The sequence below is a fragment of the Achromobacter anxifer genome (assembly GCF_903652925.1).
Classification (GTDB): Bacteria; Pseudomonadota; Gammaproteobacteria; order Burkholderiales; family Burkholderiaceae_B; genus Achromobacter; species Achromobacter anxifer.
The window spans coordinates 365,833-377,730 of record NZ_CAHLAR010000005.1 but is presented as its reverse complement, the minus strand read 5'-3'; the positions used below and the strand labels follow the sequence as shown (position 1 = coordinate 377,730).

The following is an 11,898-nucleotide window of genomic DNA, read 5'->3' as shown; positions in this document are numbered from 1 at the left end:
AATCACTCCCCGTAGAAACCATAGATTTGATTCTTAACAGCCGATTCAAATGACTGCCACTCCGACAGTTTCTTTTTTTTGAATGAAACTGATACCAGAAGATTTTTGTCAGGCAGAAGTGAGAATTTGAGCGTACAGGCGGCAGTAGGGTATGCCACCGTCATGCAATCAATCAATTTATCAACCTTTCCATTCTTATCAGTTCCATAGTAGATTTCGCTAACGTGTGGCAGCCCGGCGATTGATTCTCCGTCGACTGATATTGCTTTATATTGACGAAGACCATGTACAAGTCCTGGCATTTCCTTATATGAAAACTTCATGGACACAGTCTTTTGAGCATTCACGCGGAGCTGTAGAAATTTGTTAATGATGTCATCTCTGCACGGAAGGCATTCGAAATATCCATCCAAACTAACTGCAAGCCACGTCGAATCGCCACGTCCTTTCTGCGATGCAATCCAATCGTCGTACAAGTCTAGGTTCATCACGGCCCCATCTTCGAGCCGAAAGTCATAACCGAAGGACAAAATTACCCGCCGACCCGCGCTAGCGTTCTTATCGAGCGTCAGGTAACGCAGGTATTCCCTCGGTATCGTAGCAGTGGCTCCGCCTAGCTCGGCTGTCAACGTTGGAGCCTGCACTATCGTCGTCGCCACCAGTTGCGGGGGCATTCGGACCATGCTCTTGGAAATGCCAAGGAATACCCATCCCGCTCCAACAACGGTGAGTGCGGCAAGGGCTACGAATTTGAACTTCATGTACAACATAGAAAGCAAGTCGTCGATGACGGACCTGTTGACGACAGGCTGCACGCATACAGCGGCAGGGCGTGTGCCCCTCATGACTGAGGTGTTAATTCGTATAGCGGGTTTTGTGAGTACATGTGACAATCGTGGACCGCTCGATACCCAACGCCCTGTTACTCTTTATTTGTTGAGAGTGGCGGCGCACTCACGGTAGTGGCAACCAAGAGGTTGAGCGCGGAGAAATTGCATCACCGAGTCGACCGTGATCGTGTCGATTTGGCCTGCCCAGCGTCGTTCCCCAGGGTGATCATCGAAGAAGATGCTCTCCTGGGTCATCCGTGCCCCCAGGCGCTTGAAGAAGCCAACCTCCACCGTCTGAGGCAGATAGCCAGCTGCCTGAAGCCAGGCTTGCGCCGTCGCGCGTTTGGGCTCCGCGCCTGACGCACCCAGCACGCTGGCCAGCATCTCGAGCACCCAGCCGTTGGAGTTTTGATGCTTCGTGCTGAAGGGGTACTGCACCATGCTGTAACTGGGCTCGTGGTAGTCAAGCAGGTGCTCCCCCGCGAGCGCCGCCTCGAGGGCCTTCGCCACCTTCGCGTCCAGGCGCCAGATCGCGCCGGGCTTGGTCACGTCTGAGTCCTCGAAGAACTCGAACAGGGTCTGCTCGTAGATGCCGGCCTTCGATGTGTTGCACTCGTTGAGCTTGTGCACCACGTACCAGCCATCCTGGCGCCGCACGGCGAATGCCATGTGCGAGAAGTTCACGCCATACGAGGTCAGGTCCTGCCCTACCCGGGCGATCAGCGCCACGGGCTCCGGGATTCCGGCCAGGACCTCCAGCGCGCCGGCGGCGGCCGTGGTGGTGGCGAGGATGGACTGTGGGGTTGGATCCGCAGGAGCACAGACCGTGCTCGCGGCGAATGCCGGCGCGCTGAGGGTGATAGCCAGCGTCAGGCTGGCCAGGGTACCGCGCATGGGACTCAGTCTTTCCGGGTGGTCTTGCGTGCAGCCACTGCCGTGTCAGGCACGACGGCCAGCACGGTTCCGCCCTTCTTGAAGGTCACCGCCCGGGCGCCACTGTCTGCGCGGATCGTGTCGCCCGCGGCCAGTCCAACCTGGTTGATCGCGTGCGCCGGCACAGATACCACCATGGTGACCGCCTTGTCCTTGCTCTGGATGCGTGCCTGCACGGTGTTGGCGTCGCCGGCGGCAGGCGGTGGCAGCAGGCCCAGCACGGTCCACTCGGGATGAGCTTCGACGTGCTTGCTCAGCTCGGAGAAGCTGGCGATCACGGTGGATGAGCCGGCCACCAGAAGCACAGGAGATGCCACGACCATGACAGCCGACGCCGTCACGGACATCGCGCTGGCGGCCGAGGGGTTATTCATCGCCGTCTGAGCGTGTGCGGTGGCGGCGATGAGGGTAGCGGCGAGTGCCAGGGAAAGAGAACGCATGGAGGACTCCAAAGTGATGATGCTTCGTATAGAGAGTCCCCCGCGGTGGCGACAATATAACTGAACTGTATTTGTCGGAAATACGACTGGTATCGAAAAACGATACCGAGACACCTGAGATGCTACAGTCTGTAGAACTTCTTGAGACTACAGGTATCGTCAGGCAGCCTTGTCCCCGAGACGGACGTGCTGGTCCACCGTCAAGCTTGCAGGCACCTTGTGCGCGACGAACAGCACTGTCACTTTTCCACGCAGGTAGTTGACGGTTTGCCCGATGTGCTCGGCGGACGCCTCGTCCAGCCCGCTGGTTGCCTCGTCAAAGATCAACACCGCAGGCCGCTTGAGCAGCGCGCGGGCGATACCGATGCGCTGGCGCTGGCCGCCGGACAGCCCGGACCCGCGCTCGCCCACCACTGTCTGGTAACCCTCGGGCAGGTTCTCGATGACCTGGTGCACGCCGGCCATCTTGCAGGCCTGTACTGCCTGCTCGAGCGTCGCCACGGCGCCACCCATCACGTTCTCCAGGATCGTGCCTGCGAAAAGCACTGTCTCCTGCGGCACGACACCGAAGTGTGACCGCAGCTCATTGACAGGCATCGTCCGAATGTCACGGCCGTCGAGGCGCACAAAGCCCTCGTAGCCGGTGTACAGCCCCAGCATCACCTTGGCCAAGGTGCTCTTGCCGCTCCCAGACGGGCCCGTTACCAAAACAACCTGTCCGGGCTTCAGCTGGAAAGCGAGGTCAGCATAAAGCGGTGGGCGATCCGGCGCATGGCGAAATCCCAATCCGGTGACCTCCAGCGCCCCGTTGACCTTGCCGGCGGATGTGGGCGCGCTGCCATAGCGCTCCGTGGCGGTGTTCATCACCTCCCCAAGCTGAGCCACACCCGTTCGGATCTGCTGAAGCTGCTGCCAGGTGCCCGACAGCCGAATCAGCGGCTGGGAGACACGCTGAGCGAACATCTGGAAGGCCACCAACATGCCGATAGTGAGGCTGGTCGAGGTCATGGCCAGGTAGGCGCCAGCACAGAGCACCGCGGCGTTCATGAGCTGCTCGGCTAGCTGCATGAACGTGCCGTAGCCGCTCCCGAATTCCGCCATATCCAGGGAGGCGTCCAGCTCCTTGCGATTGAGTTCGGCAAACCTGGCCACGGACTCCCCTTCCAGTTGGAGGCTCTTGACAGTTTCATGGGCCGCCACGCGTTCGGTCAGATAGCTCTGCACCTTTGCGCCGGCCTCGAACTGCTTATTTGCCTTGGCGCGCAGCACTGGACCGCAGGCCAGGCTCAGGATCACCATCACTGCGACAAACCCGAGAACGATGCCCGAAAGCACACCGCTGTACGAGAGCATCAGCCCCAGGAAGATCAGCATGAACGGTAGCTCCAAGGCAATCAGCAGGAACGCACCCGACGCGAACTCGCGTACCCGTTCCACCGTCTTCACCCTGGTGATCAACAGTCCGGTAGCGCGCGACTCGAAATAGCGCAGTGGCAGCCGGAAAAGATGGCGCATCACCCGGGTGGATAGCTCGGCGTCGACGACGTTGGCCAAGCGCAGCAGGAGCTTCTGCCGGACCCAGGACATCAGCGCGTTGAAGATCGCAAACAGGCCGATCCCAATGCCCAGAGCGATCAGCGTGCTCTGCGCCTGGTTGGTGATCACCTTGTCGACGATAGCTTGCGTGGCCAGCGGATAGCCCAGGGCGATGAGCTGGATCACCAGGGATGCGATGAGGACATCCCGGATCACCGTCTTACGGGAGAAAAAGGCCCGCAGGAACCACACCCAGCCGAATCCCTCCGTCGTATCGCGGAATCGGGGATCCTCCCGCGTAAGGCCCACGCATGGCTGCCCAGGACGGCAGGCGAGGAACGCCTCGACGGGGTGCATCTGAGGCGCCGGCGCGCCGGGCTCGAGTACCAGCAGCTGCCCTTCCTTGCGGCCAAGGACGATCGCGGGTCTTGGCCCCAGGGATACGGAAATCGCGTCGGAAGGGGTAAATGCCGAGTCACCCAGGAGTTTCGCCTCGCGCGCGGCCGCGGTGAGCCCTTGGTCCGCCAGCTGCTCGAGCAGATCGGCGGCCGGGATGGAATCTGTGGTGCCCCCAGGGGAGGTCGGTTCGCGCAGGGGCAGCCGGCAGATCTGCGCCAGCGCGGCGCAGATCCATTGGGCGTGGGCAAGGGAGATGTCGACCACCGGAGCCGCTGGCGCGGCGCCGTCGCGGGAAAGAAGAGATTTCAGGAACTTCATAGGCAGTTCACCGCTCGCGCGCGGCTTCCAGGGTGACTTTTCGCATGGGCGAGGTCAGGTATTCGAAGATGGTGCGGCGGCCGATCTGGATGTCGCCAGCGGCCTGCATTCCAGCGCGCAGCGTCAGCGGTGCGCCCTCAAAGGTCAGCGCCTGCGCGTCCAGATCCACGCGCACCCGGTAGAACAGCGGCTCACCCTGGGCGTTTCGCATGGACTCCGGCGTCTCGGAATCGACGCCGATCCATGACACTGTGCCCTCGAGCCAGCCGTATTTCTGGAACGGGTAGGCGGACAGCTTCACCTTGGCAGACATTCCCGGCGCAACGAAGGCGGAATCCTCGTTACGCAGCCAGCCTTCGAAGCGCAAGCGCTGCCCTTCCGGCACGACCGACAGCAGCGACGCACCGGCGGGCGTCACCTGCCCAAGGGTTTGCACCTTGATACCGGTCACCTGACCTGCCACGGGGGCCTTGATCATCTGCAAGCCCGCACGATGCACGAGCTTGGCCAACACGGCTTCGGCCTGGCGCAGGCGCAGCTCGGTCTCTGTCTTCTCTACGGCGAGTTGGCGCCGATAGTCGGCATGGACCCGGGCCAAGGAAGCTTCCACCGCTCGGACCTGGGCCTGGGCGGACAGCTCCGCTCTTACCTGCACCTCGAGCTCACGGCCCGTCTCTATCGCCGGGATCAGTTTCTCGTTGAGCGCAGACTCAGAAACGAAGCCCTCGGCCTTGAGCTTTTCGAGCATGTCTGCCTGGCGCTGAGCCACTGGCAGGAGGCTGGCGTACTTGGCGCGCCGGGAAGTTGCCGTCTGAAGTTCGGCAACCGCCTGGTCGCGCTGGCGCTGCACTTCAGCGACCTGAGCAGCATGGAGCGCCGTCCGCTGGGTGTACTCGGCCAGGACCTGCGGATCGCTGACCTGCGGAGGTCGGCCCGCCAGCTCGGCGTCAGCGCGCGCAAGCCGGTTGCGCAGCGACACAACCTCAGCCCGCGCCGCTGCGCTGTCCTCAGCAGTGTCTACGGTATCGAGTTCGACCACAGGATCGCCTGCGACTACGCGATCGCCGTCCTGGACCAAGATACGGACAACCCGGCTGTCTGCTGGGGCCTGGAGCACCTGGACAAAGCCCTCAGGGATGAGTTTGCCCTCGGACACCATCACGATGTCCAGCTTGGCAAGGCAGATCCAGACAATAAATGCGACGAACAGAGAGGAAAGCGCCCACAGGAGGCTCCGGTGGGCACGCAGGAACGAATCAGACACGCGGGACTTTCTTGGCGCGGAGCGCAAGCGCAACGAACAATGCGCTGGCTACTGGCTGTTGTTGCTGGTGGTCAGTCGAAGCACCTGCTGTTGGAGCAGATAGGAAACGTCGAACTCGGAATAGAACCGGCTCCGGGCGTCACAGCTTGCCGGCCCCCTCCGGCAGCTCGCGCCGCGGAACGCCGATCTCGTAGCCCACGCTCTTCCAGTAGTCCAACGCTTCCTGGCGCAGTCGCTCATGGAGCCACGGCAGCGGCCGCCAGACCCTGATTTTGGATACCCGCGGCAGCTCTTCAAAGCTGCCATAGACCTTTGTGCAGCGATCCAGCTCCCTACGAGCCTCCGCCGGCGTCATCGACGCGACGCTGGTGCTCAGGAGTTGGATGTGCCCGCTGACCGGCTCCGCCTTCAGCATGCGTGTTCCGTCGGCGAACCTGTCGAGCAACGCTCGGCGCATTGCGCGCTGCGCGCCCCGGTAGATGTCCGCCGGTATCATTGCAAACTTGTGGTCGTACGGCATCAAAATGTCCTTTCTGATTGGCCGGCTAAGGCTCGGTGAATCTCAAAGCTTTTGCGCGAGCGGTCAGCCATGGCACGGCGCGCCGGCTCTGCGGCACGCGCCCGCACCTCGGACAGCTTCAGCGCCAAGTCCAGGCGCTGGGCGGAAGCCTGTGCCATGGCACGCCGAAACGGGGCGGAAGCCTGCTCCCGCACCTTGGCAAGCTGCATAGCGACGTCGAAACGATGCATCGAGGCCTCACGCATCGCCCTGGCCAGCTCAGGAGGGGTTTGGTACATCAGAGTCTCCATAGCCTGTTTGCGACGTATCCGCAGCCTGTTTGATGTGTTGCACAATCCCCGCGGGAGTCAAGCCGGATGGCAGCTCGAACGCCGGGCTCGCCAGAGCGGCAGTCATGCGCTCCTGATCGAACGCGACTGCTTGGCTGGCGCCCTCCTTCCCGACGATGCCGTGCTGCTTTTCTGCCCACCGGGCACCTTCAAAGAAGCCTGCCAGGAAGGCCGGATCGCTCTTGAGTTCTTCGCCGGCACTGTGGATCAGCTCGTCAGCAACCGGAGCGCGCCTGCGCTGGGCCAGCATTCGATCCAGCTCGCGAATGGTTGCATCACGGCTCTCGATGCCGTCGATGGGATGGGACGGGTCGATTTCAAGGCGGGCCGTCAGCTCATCGATCCTACGCGCCAGGTTGGCCATGATGACGTCGCTGATTCTAGCTACCTCGGCGTACAGCGCGATCACTTGCGAAGTCTGGTCACCTTCACGCGACAGGGTGTCAAGTGCCGCTTTTGCCTGAAGCATGGCGGCCTGGAGCTCTGACGGCGACAGGCCTGTCAGGTCTCGATGTGCCTCGGAATGGAAATGGGTTTTGACCATGACGTATCACCGAGCAAACATCACGCGCTTGGACCCGTCTTCCATCGTCAGAACGCGCACCTTGTCACCGACGTTGGGCTTCTTATCCAGGTCCGTGTCCACGAGGATCGTCTTGTCGCCCGACGTCACCTCCAGCGTGCAGTGGTAGCGGGTGGTCGTGGCCAGATTGCCTCCCGCCACCGCGCCACCCGTGGCGCCCAGCGCCGCACCGATGCGCGCGCCGGTCTTGCCGAACATGCTCCCCACCACCCCACCGAGAACACCGCCAACGGCGCCGCCACCCACCCCGCCGGCGATCTGGCCCGCCGTAGAGCTGGACTTGCTCTCGGAACAGTCTGCTGCTGCGATGACACCGGCGTCACGACTCAGCACCGTCTGGGACTGGGCAACCGCCGATTGCAGGCCCGCGAAAACGAGAGCCAGGGCCACCAAGGAACGGGGAGAAGTGAGCATGCTGCGGAACTTTCTGCGATTCGCGATGAGGTCAATTGCGGCGCAAAGTATACTTTTTTAATGTCTTTTTGACAACACACCCAAAAGGTCGGAAGCGGGCTTGATTACCAGGAGTCACCCAGCACGAAATAGGCTTGCGCCGGCGAGCTATATCCGTCTTCGTGCGTAGCCGAAATTCCAATGGGGCCCGCTAAGTAAATCAAGGTAGGTGTACCCGAGATGACACCGGTAGCAGCGTCGAGTTCGAGACCTCCGGGCAACATGCCGTCGACAACCCGGAAAAGGATTGGTGCGTACGGTGCACCGCCGCTGACGGTGAGATACTCCCGCAGATCCACGTAATATGGCTCACCTAACTCCGCATTGGGCAGCGAAGCACCTGTCAGCGACATCGAGATCGACATGATCTTGATATCGAAATCCGCTTGAGCGGTGTGCCCTTTGTAGGCAACCGACACGGGGATCTTGGTTGCAGGCGTCCCTTGAGGCTCCACCACCCCCACGAGTTGACCATCCGACATCAGCGCCAGCCCTTTTGGGAGTGCCCCGCGGGCCGTGAACTGAAGCGACTGTGCTTGGAAAGCCGGATCGCCCGTGACCTGCACGTGATCCACCAGGTCATAGAAGTAAGGAACACCCACTTGGCCTTCCGGCAACACGGCAGACGTCAAAGCGACTCGAATATTGTCTTGCTGGTTTCCACCACCCGATGAACGCTTTCCTTGAAGCGGAACTACGGTGTAGAAATTGGCAGCAGACGCCACGGTATTGAGGCCCATCAATGCGACCAGGGCCACTACCGAAGAGGTCCGATGAAATTTGGAGAAAGCACGCATGATGATAAGCCGAAGAGACAATTCCACGTATAGCTGAATTCGCCAGCGTATCTACTTCAGCGCGGCCATAGCCTACGCCGATCAATGTCAGGTGCTTGTGTCAGGCGCTGCGCCAATCACGGCGCGTCCGGCTGCCGTAATCCCGTGGTCATCGATCCAGCCGGCACGATGCAGCGACGCGATTGTGCCTGTGAGACCGCCATGGTCGCTTCTGTTGCGGCAATGGTGGTCCGCGCGGCGCCCGGCCACCAGATGCTCCAGGACACGGCGTTGGCTCGGTGTCGGTTTCGCCCTCGGCCCGCGCTTTTTGGTCAGGCCGATCGCCTTCGCGGCGCGCTCTACAGCTTCACGAGACAGCATCGCTTTTCCCCTTTGGTTACGGGCCTCTGCCCGCTTCTGCACATCGATCAGTTCACGGCGGAGCGCTGACTGAAGCCGGCGAACAGCGCCTGGGCTGTCATGCTTGTGGCCCTGGACCTCCAGCTCGCGCTCGTGGGCCACCGCCATCGCGTAATCGACCAGGTCAGATACTTGCGCGTCAATCGAAGGCACTGGCGCCTCCTGAGCCGCCATAGCGGCGGCGAAGCCCTTTCGGAACCAGTAACGCAGCAACGCAGTGGGCTCGTTTGTGGATGCGAATGCACTCGCCTCGGCCCGATCAACGTCTGCGCTCGGGCGCTGGGCTGGCGCAGTGGCCATGGCGGCGATCCGCTTCTTCAGCTCGGGGATACGCTCATCACGCAGAGCACAGAAGCTCGCATACGTCGCTACGTCCATGGCCTTGCCCTGGTACTTGAAGTGAACAACGTCGCGCTGCCCGGCCAGGCGGATCAATTCATTCAGCAGGTCGTCCAGACTGGCGCTCTCGAATCGATGTTCTGTCGTGCTCAATTTCGGCCTCCCACTTTGTTCATTTCGAGCCCTTCTGGTCCGCACCGATGCTCTGGAAGTGGCGCTGCATGGCACGAACGAGGTTTTGCACATGATTGAGCTCTCGCATACCGAGTCCCTGCGTCAGCCGACTGGCAATGTCGCGGGAGTGCCGCTCACAGATGAATCGCTCAACCGGGACGGGCCCGTGCTTGGTGAAGAAGGCAGCCCAGGCATTCACCGAGGACTGCACGGTGATGCGGGAGCGCCCCGGCTGATGTTCCTCAACGAACACCGTGACAGGATGCAGGCCTTCCGCCATGAAGCGATGCAGCCGGATTGCGGTCGGAGGCGGCTCCACGACCCGATCTTCAGCGGCGCCCAGCTCGGACTGCTGGCCAAAGAGGATGGTGTCCCGCTCGGAACCGTCGTGCATCGGCGCATGCCCCTCGGGTGTCGACGCTGCGACCTCGCATGTGCAGGCTGAACTGCCGCCCGCGGGTTGAGCAGCCGTCTTCTCGGCCAGCTGCGCTTGCAGCTGCGCAACCTCCTCGCGCAGCGCGTCCTTCTCGGCTTCCTGCTGTTGGTACTGCTGATACGCATGCCACGAAGATCCCTTTTTCACGCTCTCGCGGATCGCCGAGATGTCTTCCGGCGACAGGACTGTCAGCTCCTTGGCCGGTTTGAGCAGAATTTTGCCGGCGTTCCAATCGAACCCGGCTTCGAGGGCCACGATTCCGACGGCGGGGGATCCACCCATCGAGCCAGGCTGGTTCACGAGCACTTCAAAAGTGAGGCGCTCGCGGCGGCCGGTGGCGTTCGCGATAATGGTGTTGAGGCGTTCAGCGACCTGAAGGGCTCGAAGAGGGGTCGTCATGCGGTAGGTTTTCTGCCAAACGGCGCAGAAGCCGAGCTTAAGCCAGGCCAGAAACATCGGTCATGCAAGTAGCTCGCCACCCGCACGACGTGCTTTAATTATATGCAGCTTTTTGCTTTATGTGAACATCCAGGTCTACTGAAGCGCTGCGGAGTTTTTGCGTTTCTGAGGCAGAAACTCCGCCGAACCTGCAAGCGTCTTCAGGGGAGTTGCTCGGCGACGCCGTTGTTGTGGGCCGCCCATTCGTGGATAGCCAGCAGGAAGTTGTAGTAGGCGCCATCACGCTTCTCGTCGGACGAGAATACCATCGAGCCCGAGCGCGACTCCACCGCGTGCTTGGCGCCCAGCAGCCACAGACGCTCGGTCTGGATGTCCATGCGGCTGCGGGAGATCACCTCGTAGCCGTTGCGGGCGGTGAACTTGAAATAGGGGCCGTCATCGTCGCCCAGGTACGTGACGCTTGGGTGCTGACCGACGATATCGAAGGTCAGCCGGCGCGTGGTCTTGATGAGGCGAAATTGCAGCAGTGGCGTTTGGGACATGAGGTAGAGCTGATGTGGTGGATTAGGACAATTATATGTCAGATTATGTTTTATGACTACACTCCGCCACGACTGAGCTAATCAGAAGCACATCGCCATCAGTCGCGATCTCTCCATCGCACGCAGCGCCGCGATCTCGAGGACAGTGGGCTGTCGGCCCTGGGCGCCGATGTGCTCGAGCATCAACCGATCTGGGGACTGTGGATCTTGTTTCTGGGCAACCGCCCTCGCCTCGGCAATGAGCGTTGCTTCGGCCGGCGCCAGCATTTCCACCAGGTGCTCCGCTTCCTGCGCCCTGGCGCCAAATCTGCGATGTGCCCGCCAAAGGCCAAGCTGCACTGCGACCGAGAACATAGCCACGGCCGCAGCGCCTTCCGGGCTTTCAGCGCGGCATGGCCAGTAAAGGAGCAGCAGCAATCCAACCGCCGCCAGCAGTCGAAGGAGTTGGTTGCGCGGTGCGATGCTCACCCGGTGACGCAGCCGCGCGCGTTCGATCTCCAGCGCGGCGCGCCATCCGGCTATCTCCCGCTCGGTCATGCGAAGCTGCGCCACTGCGGCCGGGGTGAATCCACCGATCGGCCCGAGAAAGGACTCCAGGGCCAGATTTCGTTCTGACAGCGTCTTGAGGGATCGAAGCGCCTGATGTGCAGAAGAGTCGAACCAGGTCATGCGGGCACCTGGTTGGCGCTTCGTACGGCCAAGACGGCCTGCTCGAGCTTCGAGTGGAACTCGGCCCATACAGCGGGATGCGCAACGCCGAACTCATCATCAGTGTGCACCAGGTTGCCCCTGGCCCACGCCGGCCAATCGTGCGCGTCGTCATCCAGCGCCAACCAGGCGCCGGGCTGGCGCCGGCGCACGTCCGCCCACACCTGAAGACCACGCGACATGCCCTGGAACACGTCCTTGGGCATCGCCGAGTGGTAGGTGGCCCCGATCACCCGAGGCAGCAGTGGTCCGAGGTGGCGACGCGCGCGCGAATAGCGCTGGACCTGCACCCAGGTCGTGCTCAGCACGATGAGCACTTCAGGGTAAGGCTCAAGAGCGTGGTGAAGAGCCTCGACGTGCTCGAACAGCAAATGCCCTGGGTAGCCTGACAGAACGGGTCCCCGCCGGCGCGTACGCACGACATTCTCCGGGTGCAGCACCCCGTCATAGTCGAGGTAGAGGATCGGCTTTCCACGGCCGGCGGGGAGCTTCGCCATAA

General features: G+C 61.8%; 15 protein-coding genes. All 15 read right to left on the bottom strand.

From position 1 onward, the window contains the following. Nucleotides 1-2: 2 nt before the first annotated feature. The 15 genes from HWY37_RS18695 to HWY37_RS18625 all read right to left on the bottom strand — a co-directional run bounded on the left by HWY37_RS18695 (nucleotide 3) and on the right by HWY37_RS18625 (nucleotide 11,896). Entirely contained in the window at nucleotides 3-761 is a 759-nt protein-coding gene (locus HWY37_RS18695) for a hypothetical protein (RefSeq protein WP_176089537.1), read from the bottom strand. A gap of 168 nt (nucleotides 762-929) precedes the next feature. Continuing rightward, complete coding sequence (locus HWY37_RS18690) at nucleotides 930-1,724, bottom strand: DUF2145 domain-containing protein (RefSeq protein WP_176089536.1); 795 nt, start codon at nucleotides 1,722-1,724, stop codon at nucleotides 930-932. A 5-nt stretch (nucleotides 1,725-1,729) separates the two neighbouring features. Then, a complete protein-coding gene (locus tag HWY37_RS18685) occupies nucleotides 1,730-2,137 on the bottom strand; it encodes a hypothetical protein (RefSeq protein WP_176089535.1) in 408 nt (135 codons plus the stop codon). Nucleotides 2,138-2,362: 225 nt separating this feature from the next. After that, nucleotides 2,363-4,456 (bottom strand): peptidase domain-containing ABC transporter, encoded by a 2,094-nt coding sequence (locus HWY37_RS18680; protein WP_176089534.1) that lies wholly within the window; start codon nucleotides 4,454-4,456, stop codon nucleotides 2,363-2,365. 7 nt (nucleotides 4,457-4,463) lie between these two features. Further along, nucleotides 4,464-5,720 (bottom strand): HlyD family type I secretion periplasmic adaptor subunit, encoded by a 1,257-nt coding sequence (locus HWY37_RS18675; RefSeq protein ID WP_176089533.1) that lies wholly within the window; start codon nucleotides 5,718-5,720, stop codon nucleotides 4,464-4,466. A 139-nt stretch (nucleotides 5,721-5,859) separates the two neighbouring features. Beyond that, nucleotides 5,860-6,240 carry a hypothetical protein gene (locus HWY37_RS18670; RefSeq protein ID WP_176089532.1) on the bottom strand — a complete coding sequence of 127 codons (381 nt, stop codon included), beginning with the start codon at nucleotides 6,238-6,240 and terminating at the stop codon, nucleotides 5,860-5,862. Then, the gene (locus HWY37_RS18665) at nucleotides 6,240-6,518 is read right to left on the bottom strand and encodes a hypothetical protein (protein WP_176089531.1); all 279 of its coding nucleotides are present in this window, start codon (nucleotides 6,516-6,518) and stop codon (nucleotides 6,240-6,242) included. The genes HWY37_RS18670 and HWY37_RS18665 overlap by 1 nt, the downstream gene beginning before the upstream one ends. Next, a complete protein-coding gene (locus HWY37_RS18660) occupies nucleotides 6,499-7,113 on the bottom strand; it encodes a hypothetical protein (protein WP_176089530.1) in 615 nt (204 codons plus the stop codon). The genes HWY37_RS18665 and HWY37_RS18660 overlap by 20 nt, the downstream gene beginning before the upstream one ends. 6 nt (nucleotides 7,114-7,119) lie before the next feature. Beyond that, a complete protein-coding gene (locus HWY37_RS18655; RefSeq protein ID WP_176089529.1) occupies nucleotides 7,120-7,566 on the bottom strand; it encodes a hypothetical protein in 447 nt (148 codons plus the stop codon). Between the two features lie 104 nt (nucleotides 7,567-7,670). Beyond that, nucleotides 7,671-8,402 carry an Ig domain-containing protein gene (locus tag HWY37_RS18650; RefSeq protein WP_176089528.1) on the bottom strand — a complete coding sequence of 244 codons (732 nt, stop codon included), beginning with the start codon at nucleotides 8,400-8,402 and terminating at the stop codon, nucleotides 7,671-7,673. Between the two features lie 87 nt (nucleotides 8,403-8,489). Beyond that, nucleotides 8,490-9,293 carry a hypothetical protein gene (locus HWY37_RS18645; RefSeq protein ID WP_176089527.1) on the bottom strand — a complete coding sequence of 268 codons (804 nt, stop codon included), beginning with the start codon at nucleotides 9,291-9,293 and terminating at the stop codon, nucleotides 8,490-8,492. A 19-nt stretch (nucleotides 9,294-9,312) separates the two neighbouring features. Beyond that, on the bottom strand, nucleotides 9,313-10,206 hold the full coding sequence (locus tag HWY37_RS18640) for a phiTE_072 family protein (RefSeq protein WP_176089526.1): 894 nt from the start codon (nucleotides 10,204-10,206) through the stop codon (nucleotides 9,313-9,315). A gap of 143 nt (nucleotides 10,207-10,349) precedes the next feature. Further along, nucleotides 10,350-10,691 (bottom strand): hypothetical protein, encoded by a 342-nt coding sequence (locus HWY37_RS18635; RefSeq protein WP_176089525.1) that lies wholly within the window; start codon nucleotides 10,689-10,691, stop codon nucleotides 10,350-10,352. A gap of 81 nt (nucleotides 10,692-10,772) precedes the next feature. Beyond that, a complete protein-coding gene (locus HWY37_RS18630; RefSeq protein WP_176089524.1) occupies nucleotides 10,773-11,360 on the bottom strand; it encodes a hypothetical protein in 588 nt (195 codons plus the stop codon). Continuing rightward, nucleotides 11,357-11,896, bottom strand: coding sequence for an HAD domain-containing protein (locus HWY37_RS18625; RefSeq protein WP_176089523.1), 540 nt, complete (start codon nucleotides 11,894-11,896; stop codon nucleotides 11,357-11,359). Before HWY37_RS18625 ends, HWY37_RS18630 begins: the two co-directional genes overlap by 4 nt. Between the last annotated feature and the right edge of the window lie 2 nt (nucleotides 11,897-11,898).